Genomic DNA, 19644 nt, shown 5'->3' on the forward strand with positions numbered 1-19644 from the left:
GCAGTCGCGTGACGTTTCCAGATTAGCGGTAAACTCCGGGCACGCACTATCCACACAACTCCTACATTCCTGATCGTTTCGATTGAATTCATGATGTCTTCGCGTCCCCAATCGCCCACGCAGGGCAATGGCCGGGCCGACGAGTGCGTGACACTCGTCGCCACCGCGTCGCTGCCCACGCGCTACGGTACGTTCACGTCGTACGCATTCCGCGTATCGGGCAGCGATGCCGAACATCTCGCGCTCGTGATGGGTGACGTCACCGGCGAGCAGTCCGTGCTGACGCGGCTGCATTCCGAATGCCTGACCGGCGACGTGTTCGGCTCCTACCGCTGCGATTGCGGCGAGCAACTCGATCTCGCGCTGCGTTACATCGCGGCGGAAGACCGCGGCGTGCTGCTGTATCTGCGTGGCCACGAAGGGCGCGGTATCGGCCTGAGCAACAAGATCCGTGCATACGCGTTGCAGGAGCAGGGGCGCGACACCGTCGAGGCGAATCTCGATCTCGGCTTGCCCGACGACGCCCGCGAATACGACTCGGCCGCAGCGATCCTCCGGATCCTCGGTGTGACGTCGGTGCGACTGATGAGCAACAACCCGAAGAAGTTCGACACGCTCGTGAAGCACGGCATTCCCGTCTGCGAACGCGTGGCGCTTGCGGTGCCCGTACGCGAGGAAAACGAGCGTTACATCCGGACCAAGCAGGCGAAGTTCGGGCATTACTTCGAAGAAAACGAGTAACGAAAACAAGGGGCTCTTCGGAGCCCCTTGTCTCATCTGGATTTCGTGCCTTGCAGCCTTTTCGGTAGCCGTCTGCTTCGTCGAGCGTCTGTCCGGATGTATCCCAATACTGCTGTCCGGGGCCGGCCAGGTGTGCGGACCATGGGCGGATAGCGGATATGATGTGTCCCCGATAAATTATCGCGGGCAAGAAAAAGCCCGCTACTGGAACGGGCTGAATCCATGTTTGGAGACATGGAGGAGACGGATATAACTTTAAGGGAAAACCCGAGGGCTGGCAAGCCCTAGTTGTAATTGTGCAACGCAACCTTGGTGAGTTTTCCTGGCTGTGTCCGCGAAGCCGTTGCCGCTCTCACATTCCGGCCGCCCATGCATGCGCCGCAAACGCGCCGAACCGCTCCTGCGCAACCGGCACCGCGTACTTGTCGCGCATTTCCATCTCGATCCACGCACAGGCCTCGCGCGCGCAGTCGGTCAGCGCGTGCCGCGTCGCGTGTCCGTCGATGTCGTAGACGAAGCGCACGCCCACCTCGTCGTCGGTGACTTGCCGCTGCAACTGCTTGAGCTGCAATTGCGGCCCGTGCCGTTGCGACAGCGCGCGCAGCTCGTCGAAGTGATATTCGAGCCAGTCGGCGAAGAACAGCGCATCGCTGCGGCAGCGCAGACGGAACGCCGCACTGCGCGACGGACGCCGCGTGGCGCCGGCGGCCTGCGGCTCGCCGTTCGGCGCCATGGCTGCGTCGACGGGCGCAAGCGGCTGCCCGATCTGCCGGTACGGTTCGCGGTCGCGCAGCGCGTGCCACAGTAGTTCGTCGCCGGTGGCCCCGGACGGCTGCATCGTCAGGTCGTGCTGGCCGTCGCCGATAGCGGCGACGTCGCGGATCACGAGGCGCAGCGAGCAGAGCGGCTCGTCCGCAACCAGTAGCGTCGCCGCGCGCGGCAACCCGCACACGAGCGGTGCCGCGCCGGCCGCCCGGAACACGAGCCCGTTGCGATCGAGCCGGACGAGCGGCAGCGGCCGCGGAAACGACGGGTAGGTGACTGTGATGCGGGCGCCGCCGGTACCCGTCAACCCGGGCATCATCGCGCGAAAGACCTGAGACTGGTCCACGGTGGTTCTCCTTCGTTACGGTTCCGCCCGGCCGGACTACGCGCGTTCCGGCTCAGGCGGCGATGGCCTGCCGGGCAGCCCGTCCCGGCTCAATTCCAAGTGCGGCAAACGTTTGCGGATCGATGTCGATCCAGCACGCGACAACCAGACGACCGTCCACCGGTTTCGGGGGGCCTGCCCGGTGCGCGTGCACGCCGATCCGGCGGAACAGCCTCTCCATGCTCGCGAACGTCACGCCGATCAGCTGCCGCGCGCCCAGTTGCGCCGCGCATTCGACGACTGCGGCGAGCATCGGGCGGACGGCCCACTCGGCATTGCCCGGAGCGCCTTCGTCGCCGGTTGCCGCGAACCGCGACAGCTCCCAGACGGCTGCCGATTCCGGCAGCGCGACGTCGTCGGCGATCAGGTCGGCGAACAGCGACTTCAGCAGATACGGGCGCGTGGTGGGCAACAGGCGCGCACATCCACACACGTCGCCGTCGGCGTTTCTCGCGAACACGTAGACGGTATCGTCGCGATCGAACTGGTCGCGCTCGAAACTTTCGTTCGCCGACGGGAGCGCCCAACCGAGCTGTTCGACGAACACGCGGCGCCGATAGCGCCCGAGATCCGCTGCAAGTTCGTGTGGCAACCGCCCTTCCTCGTGAACGAAGGTCCGCATGGTGTCCTCGGATCTGTACTTTGGTATGCACGCATTACAGCGCGCGTCCCGAGGGGGCGGTAACTAGTAACTCTTACAGGGTGAGGGTGGCCGATACCATTTGACCGATGGTATCGGTTTCCTGATCGGCGGGATTGAAATGCGGGCGGCTTTTGCTTATAAAGAGCGCCAGTCGTACGGAAATGTCAGAGGAAAGCGCGGCCGGTTGTCACTGGAGCGTGGGACCGGCATGATAGGCGTCGTTGCGACCGAGCAGCGACGATGCGACCGCGGCCGGCCAGTCGACGTGTGCGAGCCGCGCGGCGAGCACGGCGGCGGTGCGGAACATGCCGAGATCGGCGCCGGTGGCGTCGACGGCCATGATGTTGCTGCGCACGTCGCCGCCCGCGATCACGAACGTGCCCGTCGCGCGCTCGAGATACCAGTCCCAGCCGACCGTCAGGTATGCGACGCCGGCACTGGCCGGGCGATGCCATTCGGTGTAGCCGGCCAGGCGCGCGTCGATGGCGCTGTCGCGTAGTTCCGCGAGCAGCGATGCATCGAGGCCGCTCGCGACGTGGTCGAGCACGAGCGCGGCCAGTGCGCTTTCGGACAGGCGCACGTAGCCGTCCGGAGACGGGCCACGGACCGGATGCAACAAAGGTGAAGTCATGCGCGGAATGTATCAGCCCCGAACCGGCGCTGGCACCTGACAGGTATGACAGCGTAACGTTGTCGGAGAATGAATGGAACTGCGCTGGCAGGATGCCTACCAACAATTCAGCGCCGCGGAAGACGAGCAGCAGCTCTTCCAGCGGATCGCCGCTTATTCTAAACGCCTCGGCTTCGAATATTGCTGTTACGGCATTCGCGTGCCGCTGCCGGTGTCGAAGCCGGCCGTCGCGATCTTCAATACTTATCCGGACGGCTGGATGGCGCACTATCAGGCCCAGAACTACATCGAGATCGACTCGACGGTTCGCGACGGCGCGCTCAGTACCAACATGATCGTCTGGCCGGACGTCGACCGGATCGATCCGTGCCCGTTGTGGCAGGACGCGCGCGACTACGGGCTGTCGGTGGGCGTCGCGCAGTCGAGCTGGGCGGCGCGCGGCGCGTTCGGGCTGTTGAGCATCGCGCGTCACGCGGACCGGCTCACGCCGGCCGAGATCAACATGCTGACGCTGCAGACCAACTGGCTCGCGAACCTGTCGCATTCGCTGATGAGCCGCTTCATGGTGCCGAAGCTGTCGCCCGAGTCGAGCGTCACGCTGACCGCGCGCGAGCGCGAGGTGCTGTGCTGGACGGCCGAGGGGAAGACCGCATGCGAGATCGGCCAGATCCTCAGCATCTCGGAGCGCACGGTCAACTTCCACGTGAACAACATCCTCGAGAAGCTCGGCGCGACCAACAAGGTTCAGGCGGTCGTCAAGGCGATCGCGGCCGGACTCATCGATACACCCTGATCCGGCGCTGGCGGCGGGGCGATCGTGCCGCGCCGGGCGTCGCCGCCGCTCACTCCATCATCGGCTCCGCTTCCTTCGCGGTCCAGCTCACGCTGGAAATGCTCTTCTCCATGCTCATTCGGCTCGCGATCTGCTCGAGCTTCTGCTGATCCTTCGGGTGCAGCTTCAGCGTCGCCGTCACTTTCAGGCGGTCCGGCTGGTCGGGCACGTCTTCGCTCGTCAGGCTCTGGAACGACAGCGGCTTCGCGTACATCGAATTCGACAGCAGCGTGCGGATGTGCACTTCGTCGGCGTCCAGGCAGATCACCGTGATCTGGTATTCGCGCACGAGGTCGGCGTTCGACACAGGGGTTGCGTTGATCGCCTGGCTGACGCCGCGCAGCACCGTGTTGGTGAGCAGCACGACGCCCGTGCCGGCCAGTGCCGGCACGAAGTGCCCGGAGCCGGCCAGTACGCCGACGGCGGCCGAGCACCACAGCGTCGCGGCCGTGTTGATGCCCTGGATCGAGCCCTTGTCGCGCATGATCACGCCGCCGCCGAGAAAGCCGACGCCCGACACGACGTACGCGGCGATCTGCGTGACGCCGGCCACGCCGTTGCCGGTCAGCACGCCGAGCGTGACGAACAGGCAGGCGCCGCTCGCGACGAGCGTGATCGTGCGCAGGCCGGCCGTGCGTTGCCGCATCTGGCGTTCGAGGCCGATCGCGACGCCGCAGGCGAACGCAGTGAAAAGACGGAGTGCGAAATCGAAAGTCATGTTTGTTCTGCCGTGCCAAGTGCGCATGCCGGCCCGCGTCGCGGCGGCGCGAGGCCGAACGCGGCACGATGGCCGTCATCGCGCGGTACTGTACCGCGCGAATGCGTCATTCAGTGTGAAACGGATGGCATGCGGGCTCGCGGAACGCGAGCCGCGGCAGGAGAACTGCGTCGGACAGGCGTTCAGGCGGCAAGCGGCGCACGCAACGGAGTGCTGCAACTGTCCACGATGGTTCCTGAAGGAAGAATGGGCGGCATTCTAGTGGGCCGTCCGCGCAGGCGTCAACCCGTCTGGTGGCCGGCCGCGAACGGCCGGTGCGTCACGGCGACGGCTACTGCGACGCGCCGATCGTCCCTGTCGCGAGCGCGAGCGCGGCGGCGGCCGACAGCGCGCCGGCGTAGCTGTCGACTTCCGCGTTGCGGGCCGCGAGCAGCTGGCTTTGCGCGATCGTCGCATCGGTGACCGAGCCGACACCGATGCGGTACGCGGTCAGCGCCGCGTCGTAGCTCGTCTGCGCGGCATCGACGAGCGCCTTGGCCGCGTCGTGCGACGCGAGGCTCGTCTGCACCGCGTTCTGCGCGGCGACGACCTGGCGCACGGCTTCCTCCTTGGTCCGCGTGAGGCGCGCGGACGCGCTTTGCGCGTCGTTGCGCGCCTGCATCAGCACCGCCGAGCGCAGGCCGCCGTCGTACAGCGGAATCGTCACGCCGAGGAACACGCCTCCGCCGTAGCGGCTGCCGTTCAGGTTGACGGTCGGCGCCTGGTCGCCGATCGCGGGCAGTGCGGTGATGGCCGTGCCGCCGCTTGCGTACGACGTCGAAGCGGACAGGAAGACTTTCGGCATGAACGCGGTTTCCGCAGCCTTGATCTTTGCGCGATTGGCCTGTTCGAGCGCAAACGCGCCCTGCAGGTCGGGGCGGCGCGCGATCGCGTCCGACACGATCGCGTCGACCGACGAACCGAGCGCGGGCGGCAGCGGCCGTTTCGGCAGCGCGGCGATCGTCGGCTTCGACAGCGGCGAGATGCCGAGCGCGGAGACGAGGGCGAGGTAGCTGTCGCTTTCCGTGCCGCTCGCCTGCACGAGCGCGAGGTTCGCCTGCGCACGGTTCTGCGTCGCCTGCGCAAGCTCGACGACCGTCCCGACGCCATGCTTGAGCCGCGCGCGGGACGCCGCGAGGATCGCGTCCGCGTTCGCGAGGCCCTGCTGCGCGCTGGCCGCGCGCGAGCGGGCGGCTTCGTACCGGTAATACGCGACGGTCACGTCGTGGATCACCTGCTGGTGCACGGCCGTGAACGCGACGTTCGACGCGATCGACGCCTGCTCGGCCGCTTCGACGCGCGCCGCGCGGCCGCCGAAATCGAACAGCAGCCATTGCAGCGACAGCGCCGAGATCGTGCCGTGCACGGTCGTGTTGCTCGACGCGTCGCCGAGGAGCGTCGACGTCGAGCCGTGGCTCGTCTGGTACGCGCCCATCGCGGTCGCCGAAAGGTTCGGCAGGTACGCGGCCTTCGCGATGCCGACCGCGAGCGCCGCGTTGCGCGCGTCGTTCCATGCGATGCGCGTCAGCGGGTTCGCCGATTCGGCGAGATCGATCAGTTCGGGCAGCGTGTACGCATGGGCGGCATCGAGCGTGGCAGGCGGCGATACCGACGCGAGCGCGGGCGTGGCCGGCAGCGTGTAGTCGTGCGCGCCTTGCGCGGTCGTGAGCGGCGGTGCCGGCACGATGTCGCCCGCGGCCGATGTTTGCGGCTGCCACGGGCGGTCGGACGCCTCCGGCGCCAGATCGATCGACGACGTCGCGCAGCCGGCCAGCGCGACGGCGGTCGCGAGGGCGGCGGCGGCGATCGAGGCGGCCGGCGGTTCAGGTAGGCGCATGGGGAACAGGCTCCTTCGGTGTGGCTTGACGGGCGTCGTCGGCAATGTGCGCGAGCCGCGTGTCGATCAGGTTCAGCAGCGCGTCGCGTGCGGGGTCGATGGGGGCAGCGGGGGCGGCGCCCGGCGGTGGGGCCGGCGGCGCGGGGGAGGCCGCATGAGGCGCGGCTTCGCCGTCACGCAGGTCGACCACGCGTGCGAGCCGATCGCCGATCGCCGCGTCGCCCGGTGCGCGTTCGGCGAGCAGGAACAGCGGGCCTTCGAGCGCGCCGAGTTCCGCGAGTGCGCGCCGTCGCGCGGCGAGCCACGTGGCGGCCGGCCGCACCCACGACGGCTCGTAATGGATCAGGCCGAGCTCCTGCGCGATCGCGCCGTGGCGTGCGAACGCTTCGGCGGCCAGTGCGCGCCGCTCGGCCGGCTGCGCGATCTGCGCGAGGCGCCGCCACTGGTCGAGCAGCGCCGTAAGCGCCGTGTCGATCTGCTTGCCGATGCTGACCGGCCAGATGCGCGTGAACACGAGATACACGACCACGTTGCCGAGCAGGATGCCGATCGTTCGATCGCGCGCGAGCGTGAGGTCGAAGCCGGGGCCCGCGCCCTGGATCACGCACAGGAAGAACGCGAAGGCGACCTGGAAGCCCGCGTATGCGATGCGCGGCGATCCGAACGCGACCCACGCGGCGAGCCACGCGCCGGCGAACACGAGCGCCATCAGCTCGCCGATCGACGACAGCGACGGCACGACGAACACGAGTGCGGCCGTCCCGATCAGCGCGCCGACGATGCAGCCGGCGATGCGCAGCGTCAGCTTCTCGACCGTTTCGGCCGTCGAGCCGAGCGACACCATGTAGCAGGTGATGAAGCAAGTGTGGATGCCCGACCAGTCGAGCTGGGAGTAAAGCAGGTAGCAGAACATCGCAGCGACCGTCGTTTTCAGCGCATAGCGGACGTGGTCGGGATTGGTGCGCGCATCGGGCAGGAAGAAGCCGCCGCCGGGGGCGGGCGGCGCAGGCGGTGCGGCGGGCTCGGCAGGCGTGTCGGCGGTGGCCGTATCGGCCGATGCGTCGTTCGAGGCCGGTTCCGCGAAATGCGTGATCGCCGTGTGCAGATCCGTTGCGACGACGCGCGCGAGCGGCGGCAGCGTATCGGCTGCCGGCAGCGCGAGCGTCACGTCGACCGGATAGCCGCCGCGTTCGAGGATGGCGGCCATGTCGTCGAGCGTCGTTGCAATCGGCTCGACAAACGTGTCGGGCAGCCTTGCGTCGGGTTCGCGGTCGGCGAGCGCGACCGCGACGAGCAGCGCTGTGCTCGACGCGATGGCCTGCCGCAGCGCGACGACGTCGACGGCCGCCGACGAGCCTTCGAGCTTCGACAGCTTGAGCCACGTGAGCAACTGCTTGTCGCCTTCGCGCAGGCTCGCGTCGAACGCGGCGCGCGCGTTGTCGCCGTCATCGCCTCGCAGCCGCCGGGCGGCGAGACGCAGCCGTTTCGCGAGCTGCGCCTGCGCGAGCTTGCGCGGCGACGGTGCGATCAGCAGGTTGACGACGATCGCGACGCCGACCGGGATCGCGACCATCAGCCACGCATAGAGCAGCGCGCGCGTCGCGGCTTCGCCGAACGGCGCCAGGCCGAGCTGGTCGAGCCCGAAGCCGACGATCATCGCGAGGATCGCGCCGACCGGGCGCAGCTTGCTTGCCGACGTCAGGTAGAGCAGCCCGACCGACACCACGGCCATGCACGCGACGCGGAGGATCGAATAGTCGATGCTGAAGATCGCGACGCCCATCACGAGCGCGATGACGACCGTGACGAGCAGCAGCATCGCGACCGCGAGCACGACGCTCGTCACGCGGTCCGCGCGGTTCAGGAAGAACACGACGTATACGGAGATCGCGGCCTCCGGCGTGCCGTACCCGCTCGTCACCAGTACGACGAGCGCGCAGATCAGCGCGACGCGCACGGCCATCGCCGTGCGCCCGGGAAACGGCGCGAGCAGTCGCAGGACTTCGCGCAGGCCCGGCGAGCGGACGTCAGCGGCAGGCTGAGCCATGCCGGACCTCGACGATCGCACTGGCGCCGACGCGCACGAGCTTGCCGTCGGGTTCGTCGAGCTTCACGCGCACGGGGAAGCGTTGCGCGACGTGCACCCAGTTAACCGAGTTCTGCACGATCGGCAGCGAGCGCGGCAGGTTGATGCGAGCACTGTCCGCGATGCCCGCGCCGATGCCGACGACCTTGCCCGTCATCGGGCGGCTGCGGTCGATCATCGAATAGACGGTCGCGCAGTCGCCGAGCTCGATGCGGTTCAGCGACGTCTCGCGGAAATTGCCGACGGCGAACCATTCGCTCGCGTCGATCAGCGTGAAGATCGACTGGTTCGGTGCGAGGGTTTCGCCGGCGAGCACGCTCAGGCCCGTCACGAGCCCGTCGTGCGGGGCGCGCACGACCGTGTCGTCGAGCGCGTGCTGCGCGCGGGCCAGCGCGGCCTCGCGCGCATGCAGCGTCGCGATCGCGTCGGCGTCGTCGCCGATCGTCTGCGCGGACGCGCGCTGCTGCTCCTGCGCCTGCGCGAGCGACACGGCCGCGTCGCGCTGGCGGACCTTCGCCTGATCGAACTGCTGCGCGCTGACGTAGCCCTGCGCGGCAAGCGGTGCGAGCCGGTTCACGTCGCGCGTCGCGAGGTCGGCGTTCTGCGTCGCGCGCTTGACCTGCTCGGCGGCGACCGCCGCGTTCGAGCGCTCGCCGATCAGCGACCGGCGGCGCGTGTCGAGCGATGCGCGTGCGAGCTCGAGATCGGCCTGCGCCTGCGCAACCGTCAGCCGGTACGGCACCGGATCGATTTCATACAGCAGGTCGCCTTTGGCGACGCGCTGGTTTTCATGCACCGCGAGCCGCACGATGCGCCCGCCGACAGGCGATGCGACATGCACGACGTCCGCGTCGATCGACGCGTCGTCGGTGGACGGGTAGGCCGTCGTGCGGTGGTACGCGTATGCGAGCGCCGCGATGCCGAGCGCGACGATCGCGAGCGCGATCGCACGGCCTTTGATGGACGGGCGGGCGGTTCCGGCGGCCTTCATGCGAACGGCCCCGTGCCGGTGAGCCAGACGATCACGGCGACCACGAGCCCGATCGCGGTGCAGACGGCAAGCTGGTAAGGGACCGTGGCGGCCCAGCCGGTCGCGACGAATATGCGGTGCGCGACGATCGCACCGACGATGCCGATGATCGCGCTGACGAGCCAGAGCGGGAAATACGCGCCGAACAGCACGTACGACGGTGCGCCGCGCGATGCGCAGCCCGCGAGCGGCAGGGCGGGCGCCAGGACGGCGGCGACGCGCAAGGGCGCGCGCGGCGTTGTTTTTCTCATGGTGTGGCGAGCTCGACGATGGGGGTGGATGCCGGGCGCGGCGCAATGCGGTTCGCCGCCGCGACGACGATTCCGCGATACGGAGCCGATAATAAAGCAGCACGATGCGGACCGCCAGCCGTCCGTCCCGCATGTGCGGCACGCCCCGTGGCCGGCCGTGAAAGGCCCGGCGGCCATATCGGGCCGTCCGGAATCGCGTTTCGGCAGCGGCGTGCGGATCGTCGCGATTCTGCCAGCGTGCGCTCGTGTAGGGTTGCTAACGGACTGTAAAGGATCGTCAGATTAAAGAGGGCGCGCTGCATTTCTCGTGCCGACGCGGCGGAATCGGCGTGGAAACGGCGCGATCACCGCCCGAAGCCACGCGAGCCTCCACCCGTGGTCGCGACCGGTCGTCGTAGCCGGGATCTGTGTACCATCGTATGTATGGCGCGAAGCGCGGCATGGGGCGTCACGGCCCCGTGTGACGGATTTCGCGGAAGCCGTATTGCAACGAAGGTGAGCGCTCCATGCGAAGTTTCTTTGTCCGGTTCATTGCAATCGGCGTGTTGTTCCATCTGTACGTCGGGATGCGGATCATTCCCGACGCATTCGCGTCGCCGGCGGCGCGCACGATCGCGGCGCTCGTGCTGGCGAGCTTCGTCGTGCTGATTCCGGTCGGCATGTTCTCGCGCCGCTTCGACGAAGGCTGGGCCGCGACGCTGATCGGCTGGGCCGGCTCGCTCGTGATGGGCTTCTTTTCGTCGCTGCTCGTGCTGACGTTCCTGCGCGAATTCGTGCTGCTCGGCGTGTTCGCGTGGCGGCATCTCGGGCACGACGGCGCGTGGAGCGGCGCTGCAGCCGATACGGCGCTCGGCGTCCTGGCGGCCGCGGTGCTCGTCACCGCGATCGGGTTCGTCGGCGCGCGCCGCACGGCGGCGGTCAAGCGCGTGTCGATTCCGGTCGACGGGCTGCCGGCCGCGCTCGACGGGCTGACGATCGTGCAACTGTCCGACATCCACGTCGGGCCGACGATCAAGCGTCCCTATATCGAACGGATCGTGCGCGCGGTCAATGCGCTCGAGGCCGACCTCGTCGTCGTGACGGGCGACGTGGTCGACGGCTCGGTCAAGCGCCTGCGCGAGCATACGGCGCCGCTCGGCCGCATGCGGTCGCGGCACGGCAGCTTTCTCGTGACGGGCAACCACGAGTATTACGCGGGTGCGCACGAGTGGATCGACGAATTCCGGCGCATCGGGCTGACGGTGCTGCTGAACGAGCACGTGCTGATCGAGCACGACGGCGCGCGCGCGGTGCTCGCGGGCGTGACCGACTTCACCGCCGGCGGGTTCGATCCCGCGCATCGCAGCGACCCCGAGCAGGCGCTGGCGGGCGCGCCGTGCGACGTCGGCACGAAGATCCTGCTCGCGCACCAGCCGCGCAGCGCGGAAGCGGCGAGCCGCGCGGGTTTTACCGTGCAGTTGTCGGGGCATACGCACGGCGGCCAGTTCCTGCCGTGGCCGCCGTTCGTACGGATGCAGCAGCCGGTGATCGGCGGGCTGAGCCGCTTCGGCGATCTGTGGCTCTATACGAGCCGCGGCACCGGATACTGGGGGCCGCCGAACCGCTTCGGCGTGCCGTCCGAGATCGCGCTGATCCGGCTGACGCGCGGCGGTTAGCGACGCGTCACTCGATGCGCGCGATATCGTCGAAGTCGAAGCGCGGGCTGCGCGGGAACAGGCCGGCCGGGTCGCCGTAGCCGAGATTCACGAGGAAATTGCTCTTGATCGCGGTGCCCGCGAAGAATTCGGCATCGACCTTCGCGCCGTCGAAGCCCGACATCGGGCCGGCATCGAGGCCGAGCGCGCGCGCGGCGAGGATCAGGTACGCGCCTTGCAGCGACGCGTTGCGGAATGCGGTGGCCTCGATCAGCGCAGCGTTGCCGGCGAACCAGCTCCGTGCGTCGGCGTGCGGAAACAGGCGCGGCAAGTGATCGTAGAACGCGAAGTCCATGCCGACGATCACGGTGACGGGCGCGGCCATCGTCTTCGCGAGATTGCCTTCGGACAACGCGGGCTTCAGGCGCGCCTTCGCCTCGGGCGACTTGACGAACACGAAGCGCGCCGGGCTCGAGTTCGCCGACGTCGGGCCGAATTTCGTCAGGTCGATCAGCCGGTGCAGCAGCGCGTCGTCGACGGGTTTGTCCTGCCACGCGTTGTGCGTGCGCGCGATGCGGAACAGTTGATCGAGGGCGGCATCGGAGAGCGTCGTCATGATGGGATCCGGAAAGAAAGCGGCCGGGTCGCGCCGGCCGGCATGGCGGAAGAAAGCGGCGCCCTGGATAAGGGCGCGCTGCGACACGGCGCGATGATAGCGTGGCGCGCGAAAACGCACCGGCGTCGCAATCGGCGATTCGAGCGCTCGGGCGTGTGACGCGCCGGAATGACAGCGCATGGCGGCGCGCGTCGCCGTTGGCTACCATGCAGACATGGTTCGCCCGCATCGTTCACCCCTGCCTGATTCCGACATGTCGACGCCCGATCTTTTCGCCGATACGCCCGCGCCCGACGTGGACTGGTACCCGGACTGGCTCGCGCCGGCCGAGGCCGATCGCGTGCTGGCCGCGCTGATCGACGAGGTCGCGTGGCGGCAGGACACGATCCGCACGCCACGCGGACGCATTCCGCTGCCGCGGCTCACCGCGTGGCAGGGCGAGCCCGACGCCGTCTACGTGTATTCGGGAATCCGCAACGTGTCCGCGCCGTGGACGCCGGCCGTCCTCGACCTGAAGCACGCGGTCGAGGCGACCTGCGGCGCGCGCTTCAACAGCGTGCTGCTCAATCGTTATCGCAACGGGCACGACAGTCTCGGCTGGCACGCGGACAACGAGCCGGAGCTCGGCGACGCGCCGGTGATCGCGTCGGTGAGCCTCGGCGCGATGCGCGTGTTCGACCTGCGTCATCGTGTGACCGGCGTCGTGCATGCGTACCGGCTGACGCACGGCAGCCTGCTGGTGATGCGCGGCCGCACGCAGGTCGAATGGCAGCACCGAGTGCCGAAGGCGCCGGCCGTGCAGGGCGAGCGCGTCAACCTGACGTTCCGGCGGGTGGTGACGGCCGAGGCGGGCCCGTAGCCGCGCCGATCGGATGGTTCGCCACCCGGGGTCGCGACCCGTTTTCAACCGATCCAGTCCATCGGTCGTCCATGCGGCACGTTGCCGCACACGTTGTGTGCGTGCGGGGGGAATAGGCCCGTAAGGCCCGTGCCATAAGGATTTCAGGTGGATTTCATCGACCGCCCGGTTCTGATAGGCAGGTGTAAGCCCTGATGGTGCGTCGCAACATTCCTTGACTAGACTGTCGAATAGCTGAAACGCGCCGCGAGCCGGCGCATCTTTTCGACATGTCCGACGCGTTGCCGATGCGGCGCGCAGGGCAGGAGCACAACCCGTGACCGTACTGGACTCATCCCTCGAACCCTCGCTGCACGTCTTCGAACAAGACGGCGGATGGCAATGGGCGCTGACGGTGAAGCGGGCATCTGGCGTCGGTGTGAAAGTCGTTGCATTCAGCACGGACGGCTTCCGCGGCGAAGCCGACGCCTATGCCGCCGGTCAGCTCGCGCGCGTCGAGTACGACGCCGCCGTGACGGCCTGACGCCGTCGCGCCGATCCCGTTCGCGGATCGGCGCGGTCGTTTATTTCCATCCGCTTTTCCATCCGTTTCCTTTCGTGCATCGGTCGGGACTATGCCGCCCGATGCCGCGCACGACGCACCCGAACGCATATCGAGCATTGCCGGCAGGCCGCCGTCATACCCGGCGACGTTCCGATGGGCAGCCCTGTCTATCGCTGTTATCCTTCCGATCGCATCAGGCTATATGAAGGCCCCGCGGTCCGGTCGGGCGCATCGGGCCGCCGGCCGCATGAGCCGGATCGTGTTGATCCGGTCCGGTCGAAAATCCATAATCAAGCATTGCGGGTCTTTCTTGAACGCTTCCATTCCGTCCATGTGCAGAGGGTCAATCCAACGATGAGCGGCGCATCGAAACCGCCGGCGAAGCCGGCAAGCGCGCCGCGTGCGACTGCGGGCGAGGACGTCGACCACGACGCGCCGAAGCAGGGCGCCGGCGACGACGAATCGTCCGGCGGCGCGTCGTCGTATCTGGTGCCGGGCCTCGAACGCGGGCTGCGGATCCTCGCCGAATTCTCGGCGCGCGAACCCGTGCTCGGCGCGCCCGAGCTGTCGAAGCGCATCGGCATCCCGCGCACGACCACCTTCCGCCTGCTGCAGACGCTCGAGGCGCTCGGTTTTCTCGAGCGCGTGAACGGCGACCGCCATTTCCGGCTCGGCGTCGGCGTGCTGCGGCTCGGCTTCGAATACCTGAATTCGCTGGAACTGACCGATCTCGGCACACCCGTGCTCGAACGGCTGCGCGACGCGACGGGCCTGTCGACGCACCTGCTGATCCGCGACCAGCGCGACGTCGTGTTCGTCGCGAAGGCACAGAGCAACACGTCGATGTTCGGTTCGGTGAAGGTACACGTCGGCACGCGGCTGCCGGCGCACGCGACCGTGCACGGGCACGTGCTGATGGGCGACCTCACGCGCGACGCGTTGCGTCAGCTGTATCCGGAAAAGCGGCTCGAACAATTTACCGAACGCACGCCGGGCACCGTCGACGAACTTTACGAGCGCGTGCGTCACTACGCGCGGCTCGGCTACGCGGTCAGCGAGGCCGCGTTCGAGAGCGGCATCTCGGCCGTGACCGCACCCGTGCGCGACCATTCGGGCGCGATCGTCGCGGCGATCACCGCGACGGTGCCGCGCTCGGAGATCGGCGAGGCCGGCGAGAAGGAGCGGCTCGTCGAAGCGGTTTGCGGTGCGGCGGTCGACCTGTCGCAGCGCCTGAACTACCGGCCGCTCGAAAGCGACCCGACGTTCGCGCACGCGCGCCACCGGGTCGCGATGTTCTGATCCGTCGCACGCGCCGCGTCGTGCGGCGTTATCCATCCATCGTCAATGAAAAAGAGCAGCCCGCGGGCTGCTCTTTTCGTTTCCGGCCTCGGGCGCGTGCGCCCGTCGCCGCTCAGAACGAATGGTGGATGCCGGTCAGCACGATCACCTGGTTCGCGGTGCTCGAAGCGCCGGCCGTGAAGAACGCGGCCTTCGCGCCGCCCGAGCCGTGCTCGTACAGCACGTTCGCGTACAGCTGCGTGCGCTTGGACAGCGAATAGATGTCCCCGAGCTCGACCTGCGTCCAGCGGCGGCCGGCCAGCGTCGTGGTCGCCGCGCCGCCCGCGATCGTGTTGAACGCGCTGCTGCGGTAGTTCACGCCCGCGTCGTAGCTCTGGAACGTATCCGAAAAGCCGTTCGACTGCATCTTCGTGCGCGTGTACAGGCCGTGCACGAGGAAGTCGCCGAACTGGTACGACGCGCCCGCGCCGATGTTCTCGACCTTGCTCGCGATGTAGCCGTTCGCGGTGTTCTGCCCCTGGAACGACGTGATGCCGGTCGTGCCGATCAGGATCGAGCGGTCATGCTCGTTCGAGTAAACGGCGGACGCCTTGAACGGTCCGTTCGCATAGTTCAGCGCGACGCCGACCGACTTGCCGGTCGAGAAGTTCGTCGTGTTGCCGAGCGCCATCGTCGCCGCGGCCGAGAAGCCCGCGAAGCTCGGCGAACGGTACTTCACCGAATTGTTGTACGGCACGTTGCCGGTCGCGGCGAGCCCGTCGATGTTGCCGGGGTGGAACGCATACCAGCTCATGGCGAGGTAGGCCGTGCTGAGCGGATCGAGATAGTCGAACGTCAGCGGCGTCTGGCGGCCGAGCGTCAGCGTGCCGTAGCGTTCCGAGCTGAGGCCGACGAATGCCGCGCGGTTCCAGATCGTGTTCGCGGTCGCGAACTGGCCGTTGTTCGTATAGAAGCCGTTTTCGAGCTGGAAGATCGCCGACAGGCCGTCGCCGAGGTCTTCCTTGCCCTTCAGGCCCCACCGATCGGGCTGCGTATTGCCCTGGATCATCGCCCACTTCGCATGGCCGCCGACGTTGTTCACGTACGCGACGCCCGCATCCATGCTGCCGTACAGCACCACGCTGCTCTGCGCCCACGCGCCCGACGCGGCGCCCAATCCGATGACTGCTGCTGCTACCGCATGCTTGACCATTTGATCTCCTGAATCTCCAACCTGATGAAAACCTGCCGTGGCGGCGCGCGCGGGAACGGCCGGCCGTCGCGCGTTTTCGCCATCGAGTGGGCATTCGTATGTTCCATATAAGGAACAATGTGCCTCTGATGGAATGGAGTATAGAGGCGTCCAGCACCGGATCAAAAATAATTTTTTCGGGACGGATGGGTTTCGGACCGATGCCCGGTCTCGGTGCGCGAAGCCCGCGTAAACCCGGTAAATCCCCGCCATATAACAAAAAAATTCGTTTGGCGAGGTCGGCGCGCGTGAGCGCCGACCCGACGGTCAGTGTTTTCCCTAGGACGTGCAGCTTTTTGTTTTACTCGCGGAAAGTCGCTCCTATAATCACCATCCATAAACTGCTGTTCCGGATATGGAACAAATCCGGAGCGAACCGAGAGTCGATCAGAAGGAAAGGTGTGAGATGTCTGAACAATGGGTTTGTGCCGGGCACGCCGGCGCGCTGTCGGAAGACACGCCGATCGAGTTCAAGCGGACCGACGGCGTCGAAATCGGGATCTACCGCGTCGGCGACGAGGTGTATGCGCTCGAGAACGTGTGCCCGCATGCATACGCGCTACTGACGCAGGGGTTCGTCGACGAAGGCACTGTCGAATGCCCGCTGCACGAGGCCGTGTTCGACATCAAGACGGGCGAATGCCTGAAGGGTCCGGGCGGACGCGCACTGAAGCAGTACGCGGTGCGGCTGGCCGGCGAGGAAATCCAGATCAAGGTGGAATGACATGAAAGAAGCGACCGTCAACTTCAATCCCTTCCTGAAGCCGTGGGTGGCGCCGCAGCCGAACAACGTCGCCGGCAAGGGGCAGATCGAGATCCCGGGCCAGGTCGAGAACCAGGTCTGGCAGAACCGCAAGGCCGAGCCCACCCAATATGAAAACGACCTCGGCGACGCGCTCGAACGCGTGTTCGAGAGCGGGGCGACCGAGCTGGACGATGTCGTCGCGGGCCTGAACCGCATCGGCTTTCGCGCGCCGGACGGCACGGCGTGGACGCCTGAGCGCTTTCGCGCCGAAATGGCCTCGCTGGCGGAATGAGCGCGCGCACCGCGTGACTGCCGACCCGACGACAACCGCATCCGGAGCACACTGATGACGTCCCCCGCACAACACGAAACACAACACGACCCGGTCCGCGCGTATCTCGACCGCGGCATCAAGAACTACTGGTATCCCGTCGCCCCGAGCTGGCAGGTGTCGAACGCGCCTGTCGGCCTTACGCGCCTGTCCGAGCAGATCGTGCTGTGGCGCGATCACGAAGGCAAGGTTCACGCGCTGGAAGATCGCTGCCCGCACCGCGGCGCGCGCCTGTCGCTCGGCTGGAACCTCGGCGGCAACATCGCCTGCTGGTATCACGGCATCGAAGTCGACGGCGGCGGCACCGTCAATCGCGTGCCGGCGGTCGCGAACTGTCCGCTCGAAGGCATGAAGTGCGTGAAGTCCTATCCGGTCGAAGAGAAGGCCGGCGCGATCTTCCTGTGGTTCGGCGACGAAGCGCACGGCGAGCCGGCGCCGCTGAACCTGCCCGAGGAACTGGTCGACGACGCATACGGCCACTTCCTGTGCGTGTCGAACTGGAAGTGCAATTACCAGTACGCGATCGACAACGTGATGGACCCGATGCACGGCGCGTACCTGCATGCCACCTCGCACTCGATGGCCGAAGGCGACAAGCAGGCCGACATGCGCGTGCGCAAGACGGAAACGGGCCTGATGTTCGAGAAGATCGGCCAACGCGACGTGAACTTCGACTGGGTCGAGCTCGGCGAAACGGGCTGCCTGTGGATGCGCCTCGCGATTCCGTACAAGCAGAAGTTCGGCCCGGGCGGCAATTTCGGGATCATTGGCTTCGCGACGCCGGTCGACGGCGACAATTGCCAGGTCTATTTCTGGCGCACCCGCAAGGTCAGCGGCTGGCAGCGCGACGTGTGGCGCTTCATGTACCGCAACCGCCTCGAGGGCCTGCACTGGGACGTGCTCGAGCAGGACCGCTACGTCCTCGAAAGCCTCGCGCCGAATGCGCGCGATCACGAATACCTGTACCAGCACGACGTCGGCATGACGCGCGTGCGCCGGATGCTGCGCACGCGTGCGCAGGAGCATCTTTCCGCGCTCGACGCGCATCGCGCGGCGCAGGCGCAGGCCGCATCGGAGCCGGCAAATGGCTGAGCGCGCTCCGGTCGTGTCGCTCGCGGGTCGCCGCGTGCTCGTCACGGGCGGCGCGCGCGGGCTCGGCGCGGCGTTCGTGACGGCGCTCGTCGACGCGGGCGCGCAGGTCGCGTTCGGCGACGTGCTGGCCGACGAAGGCCGTGCGCTTGCCGCGCAACTCTGCGAAGCGGGCCACGTCGCGCATTTCTTCGCACTCGATCTCGCCGATCCGGCGAGCGTCACCGCGTTCGTCGCGCAGGGCGCGGCGGCGCTCGGCGGCATCGACGCGTTGATCAACAACGCGGCGATCACGAACTCCGGCGGCAAGCTGTCGACGGAACTCGACGTGTCGACGTGGGACGCCGTGATGAACGTGAACGTGCGCGGCGTGTGGCTCGTCAGCAACGCGGCGCTGCCGTACCTCGCGCAGTCGGGCCGTGGCGCGATCGTGAACCTCGCATCGGATACCGCGCTGTGGGGCGCGCCGAAGCTGCTCGCGTACGTCGCGAGCAAGGGCGCCGTGATCGCGATGACGCATGCGCAGGCGCGCGAGTTCGGCGCGCACGGCGTGACGGTCAACGCGATCGCGCCGGGGCTGACCGAAGTCGAGGCGACGGCCTACGTGCCGGCCGAGCGCCACGCGTTCTACATGCAGGGCCGCGCGCTGACGCGCGCGCAGGTGCCCGACGACGTGACGGGCCCCGTGCTGTTCCTGCTGTCGGACGGCGCGCGCTTCGTGACGGGTCAACTGCTGCCGGTCAACGGCGGCTTCGTAATGAATTGAATTGAAGTTTCACTCTGAATGAAGGAGAGGACGATGGCGGATGCAGATCTCGAACGCAAGTCGTGGGACCAGCCGGAAGGCGCAAGCTTCGGCGACTGGATGGAAGGGCGTGTCGCGCGCTACGCGACGCGGCGCTACGACTGGGATGCGCTGAAGTTCCAGGCCGACTACGACCCGAAGTATCGCCGTGCACAGATGCGCTACGTCGGCACGGGCGGCACGGGCGTCGCGAAGGACGTCAACACGGTGCCGGCCGGCAACTTCACGTTTTCGACGATGGTCATCCCGGCCGGCAACATCGGCCCGAGCCACATCCACATCGACGTCGAGGAAATCTTCTTCGTGCTGCGCGGCAAGATGAAGGTGATCTGCGAGCGCGACGGCGAGACCTGGGAAGCGATCCTCGGCGAGCGCGACCTGATCTCGGTGCCGCCGGGCGTGTATCGCACGGAAATCAACATCGGCGAGGAAGACGCGCTGATGTGCGTGATGCTCGGTTCGCCGAAGCCCATCACGCCGACGTATCCGCCGGATTCGCCGCTCGCGAAGATCAAGCGCTGAGACGGGGCGGA

General features: G+C 67.5%; 21 protein-coding genes. 11 read left to right on the forward strand and 10 right to left on the reverse strand.

Annotated elements, in window-relative coordinates; genetic code table 11:
- Positions 1-90: 90 nt before the first annotated feature.
- Positions 91-741 (forward strand): GTP cyclohydrolase II, encoded by a 651-nt coding sequence (ribA, locus tag ACT2FV_RS02680; protein ID WP_151048510.1) that lies wholly within the window; start codon positions 91-93, stop codon positions 739-741.
- 352 nt (positions 742-1093) lie between these two features.
- Here ribA and ACT2FV_RS02685 read toward each other — a convergent pair whose 3' ends face one another.
- From ACT2FV_RS02685 to ACT2FV_RS02695, 3 genes are all read right to left on the reverse strand, one after another.
- Positions 1094-1852 carry a hypothetical protein gene (locus ACT2FV_RS02685; protein ID WP_174919662.1) on the reverse strand — a complete coding sequence of 253 codons (759 nt, stop codon included), beginning with the start codon at positions 1850-1852 and terminating at the stop codon, positions 1094-1096.
- A gap of 52 nt (positions 1853-1904) precedes the next feature.
- A complete protein-coding gene (locus tag ACT2FV_RS02690) occupies positions 1905-2513 on the reverse strand; it encodes an acyl-homoserine-lactone synthase (protein ID WP_059608485.1) in 609 nt (202 codons plus the stop codon).
- Positions 2514-2721: 208 nt separating this feature from the next.
- A complete protein-coding gene (locus ACT2FV_RS02695) occupies positions 2722-3165 on the reverse strand; it encodes a DUF4902 domain-containing protein (RefSeq protein ID WP_124628955.1) in 444 nt (147 codons plus the stop codon).
- Between the two features lie 73 nt (positions 3166-3238).
- On the opposite strand from ACT2FV_RS02695, the gene ACT2FV_RS02700 reads away from it, so the two are divergent.
- Positions 3239-3958: an autoinducer binding domain-containing protein gene (locus ACT2FV_RS02700; protein ID WP_124628957.1), complete on the forward strand. Its 720-nt coding sequence runs from the start codon at positions 3239-3241 to the stop codon at positions 3956-3958.
- Positions 3959-4007: 49 nt separating this feature from the next.
- Here the strand turns inward: ACT2FV_RS02700 and ACT2FV_RS02705 are convergent, their stop codons facing one another.
- The 5 genes from ACT2FV_RS02705 to ACT2FV_RS02725 all read right to left on the reverse strand — a co-directional run bounded on the left by ACT2FV_RS02705 (position 4008) and on the right by ACT2FV_RS02725 (position 9958).
- Complete coding sequence (locus ACT2FV_RS02705) at positions 4008-4715, reverse strand: MgtC/SapB family protein (protein ID WP_059608483.1); 708 nt, start codon at positions 4713-4715, stop codon at positions 4008-4010.
- A gap of 331 nt (positions 4716-5046) precedes the next feature.
- Positions 5047-6591 carry a TolC family protein gene (locus ACT2FV_RS02710; protein ID WP_444503146.1) on the reverse strand — a complete coding sequence of 515 codons (1545 nt, stop codon included), beginning with the start codon at positions 6589-6591 and terminating at the stop codon, positions 5047-5049.
- Entirely contained in the window at positions 6578-8638 is a 2061-nt protein-coding gene (locus ACT2FV_RS02715; protein WP_444503147.1) for an FUSC family protein, read from the reverse strand. Before ACT2FV_RS02715 ends, ACT2FV_RS02710 begins: the two co-directional genes overlap by 14 nt.
- On the reverse strand, positions 8619-9668 hold the full coding sequence (mdtN, locus tag ACT2FV_RS02720) for a multidrug transporter subunit MdtN (protein WP_059608479.1): 1050 nt from the start codon (positions 9666-9668) through the stop codon (positions 8619-8621). Before mdtN ends, ACT2FV_RS02715 begins: the two co-directional genes overlap by 20 nt.
- On the reverse strand, positions 9665-9958 hold the full coding sequence (locus ACT2FV_RS02725) for a hypothetical protein (protein ID WP_444503148.1): 294 nt from the start codon (positions 9956-9958) through the stop codon (positions 9665-9667). The genes mdtN and ACT2FV_RS02725 overlap by 4 nt, the downstream gene beginning before the upstream one ends.
- A 506-nt stretch (positions 9959-10464) precedes the next feature.
- Here ACT2FV_RS02725 and ACT2FV_RS02730 point away from each other — a divergent pair.
- Positions 10465-11613 carry a metallophosphoesterase gene (locus ACT2FV_RS02730; protein WP_444503149.1) on the forward strand — a complete coding sequence of 383 codons (1149 nt, stop codon included), beginning with the start codon at positions 10465-10467 and terminating at the stop codon, positions 11611-11613.
- A 7-nt stretch (positions 11614-11620) separates the two neighbouring features.
- On the opposite strand, the gene ACT2FV_RS02735 is transcribed toward ACT2FV_RS02730, so the two are convergent.
- On the reverse strand, positions 11621-12208 hold the full coding sequence (locus ACT2FV_RS02735; RefSeq protein ID WP_151048633.1) for a malonic semialdehyde reductase: 588 nt from the start codon (positions 12206-12208) through the stop codon (positions 11621-11623).
- Positions 12209-12461: 253 nt separating this feature from the next.
- On the opposite strand from ACT2FV_RS02735, the gene ACT2FV_RS02740 reads away from it, so the two are divergent.
- From ACT2FV_RS02740 to ACT2FV_RS02750, 3 genes are all read left to right on the forward strand, one after another.
- A complete protein-coding gene (locus ACT2FV_RS02740; protein ID WP_174919656.1) occupies positions 12462-13067 on the forward strand; it encodes an alpha-ketoglutarate-dependent dioxygenase AlkB family protein in 606 nt (201 codons plus the stop codon).
- 316 nt (positions 13068-13383) lie between these two features.
- A complete protein-coding gene (locus ACT2FV_RS02745; RefSeq protein WP_059608475.1) occupies positions 13384-13590 on the forward strand; it encodes a hypothetical protein in 207 nt (68 codons plus the stop codon).
- A gap of 375 nt (positions 13591-13965) precedes the next feature.
- The gene (locus ACT2FV_RS02750; RefSeq protein WP_151048632.1) at positions 13966-14910 is read left to right on the forward strand and encodes an IclR family transcriptional regulator; all 945 of its coding nucleotides are present in this window, start codon (positions 13966-13968) and stop codon (positions 14908-14910) included.
- 112 nt (positions 14911-15022) lie between these two features.
- Here the strand turns inward: ACT2FV_RS02750 and ACT2FV_RS02755 are convergent, their stop codons facing one another.
- Positions 15023-16102 carry a porin gene (locus ACT2FV_RS02755; protein ID WP_124628972.1) on the reverse strand — a complete coding sequence of 360 codons (1080 nt, stop codon included), beginning with the start codon at positions 16100-16102 and terminating at the stop codon, positions 15023-15025.
- Positions 16103-16547: 445 nt separating this feature from the next.
- On the opposite strand from ACT2FV_RS02755, the gene ACT2FV_RS02760 reads away from it, so the two are divergent.
- Genes ACT2FV_RS02760 through ACT2FV_RS02780 form a run of 5 tightly spaced genes read left to right on the forward strand, consistent with a single transcriptional unit; the run spans position 16548 to position 19633 of the window.
- On the forward strand, positions 16548-16865 hold the full coding sequence (locus tag ACT2FV_RS02760) for a non-heme iron oxygenase ferredoxin subunit (RefSeq protein WP_006758060.1): 318 nt from the start codon (positions 16548-16550) through the stop codon (positions 16863-16865).
- Position 16866: 1 nt separating this feature from the next.
- The gene (locus ACT2FV_RS02765) at positions 16867-17178 is read left to right on the forward strand and encodes a recombinase-like helix-turn-helix domain-containing protein (protein WP_059608472.1); all 312 of its coding nucleotides are present in this window, start codon (positions 16867-16869) and stop codon (positions 17176-17178) included.
- A 54-nt stretch (positions 17179-17232) separates the two neighbouring features.
- The gene (locus ACT2FV_RS02770) at positions 17233-18309 is read left to right on the forward strand and encodes an aromatic ring-hydroxylating dioxygenase subunit alpha (protein WP_059608471.1); all 1077 of its coding nucleotides are present in this window, start codon (positions 17233-17235) and stop codon (positions 18307-18309) included.
- Positions 18302-19072, forward strand: coding sequence for an SDR family oxidoreductase (locus ACT2FV_RS02775; RefSeq protein WP_124628974.1), 771 nt, complete (start codon positions 18302-18304; stop codon positions 19070-19072). The genes ACT2FV_RS02770 and ACT2FV_RS02775 overlap by 8 nt, the downstream gene beginning before the upstream one ends.
- A 33-nt stretch (positions 19073-19105) precedes the next feature.
- A complete protein-coding gene (locus tag ACT2FV_RS02780) occupies positions 19106-19633 on the forward strand; it encodes a cupin domain-containing protein (protein WP_009692519.1) in 528 nt (175 codons plus the stop codon).
- The last annotated feature ends 11 nt before the right edge of the window (positions 19634-19644 follow it).

Source organism: Burkholderia sp. PR2 (assembly GCF_052372875.1).
In the GTDB taxonomy this organism is placed as follows: domain Bacteria; phylum Pseudomonadota; class Gammaproteobacteria; order Burkholderiales; family Burkholderiaceae; genus Burkholderia; species Burkholderia diffusa.

Excerpts from the sequence above, each read along its gene's own strand:
- ribA (WP_151048510.1), top strand. The coding sequence starts at position 91 with ATGATGTCTTCGCGTCCCCAATCGCCCACGCAGGGCAATGGCCGGGCC.
- ACT2FV_RS02690 (WP_059608485.1), bottom strand. The coding sequence starts at position 2,513 with ATGCGGACCTTCGTTCACGAGGAAGGGCGGTTGCCACACGAACTTGCA.
- ACT2FV_RS02695 (WP_124628955.1), bottom strand. The coding sequence starts at position 3,165 with ATGACTTCACCTTTGTTGCATCCGGTCCGTGGCCCGTCTCCGGACGGC.
- ACT2FV_RS02700 (WP_124628957.1), top strand. The coding sequence starts at position 3,239 with ATGGAACTGCGCTGGCAGGATGCCTACCAACAATTCAGCGCCGCGGAA.
- ACT2FV_RS02705 (WP_059608483.1), bottom strand. The coding sequence starts at position 4,715 with ATGACTTTCGATTTCGCACTCCGTCTTTTCACTGCGTTCGCCTGCGGC.
- ACT2FV_RS02710 (WP_444503146.1), bottom strand. The coding sequence starts at position 6,591 with ATGCGCCTACCTGAACCGCCGGCCGCCTCGATCGCCGCCGCCGCCCTC.
- ACT2FV_RS02715 (WP_444503147.1), bottom strand. The coding sequence starts at position 8,638 with ATGGCTCAGCCTGCCGCTGACGTCCGCTCGCCGGGCCTGCGCGAAGTC.
- mdtN (WP_059608479.1), bottom strand. The coding sequence starts at position 9,668 with ATGAAGGCCGCCGGAACCGCCCGCCCGTCCATCAAAGGCCGTGCGATC.
- ACT2FV_RS02725 (WP_444503148.1), bottom strand. The coding sequence starts at position 9,958 with ATGAGAAAAACAACGCCGCGCGCGCCCTTGCGCGTCGCCGCCGTCCTG.
- ACT2FV_RS02730 (WP_444503149.1), top strand. The coding sequence starts at position 10,465 with ATGCGAAGTTTCTTTGTCCGGTTCATTGCAATCGGCGTGTTGTTCCAT.
- ACT2FV_RS02735 (WP_151048633.1), bottom strand. The coding sequence starts at position 12,208 with ATGACGACGCTCTCCGATGCCGCCCTCGATCAACTGTTCCGCATCGCG.
- ACT2FV_RS02740 (WP_174919656.1), top strand. The coding sequence starts at position 12,462 with ATGTCGACGCCCGATCTTTTCGCCGATACGCCCGCGCCCGACGTGGAC.
- ACT2FV_RS02750 (WP_151048632.1), top strand. The coding sequence starts at position 13,966 with ATGAGCGGCGCATCGAAACCGCCGGCGAAGCCGGCAAGCGCGCCGCGT.
- ACT2FV_RS02755 (WP_124628972.1), bottom strand. The coding sequence starts at position 16,102 with ATGGTCAAGCATGCGGTAGCAGCAGCAGTCATCGGATTGGGCGCCGCG.
- ACT2FV_RS02760 (WP_006758060.1), top strand. The coding sequence starts at position 16,548 with ATGTCTGAACAATGGGTTTGTGCCGGGCACGCCGGCGCGCTGTCGGAA.
- ACT2FV_RS02765 (WP_059608472.1), top strand. The coding sequence starts at position 16,867 with ATGAAAGAAGCGACCGTCAACTTCAATCCCTTCCTGAAGCCGTGGGTG.
- ACT2FV_RS02770 (WP_059608471.1), top strand. The coding sequence starts at position 17,233 with ATGACGTCCCCCGCACAACACGAAACACAACACGACCCGGTCCGCGCG.
- ACT2FV_RS02775 (WP_124628974.1), top strand. The coding sequence starts at position 18,302 with ATGGCTGAGCGCGCTCCGGTCGTGTCGCTCGCGGGTCGCCGCGTGCTC.
- ACT2FV_RS02780 (WP_009692519.1), top strand. The coding sequence starts at position 19,106 with ATGGCGGATGCAGATCTCGAACGCAAGTCGTGGGACCAGCCGGAAGGC.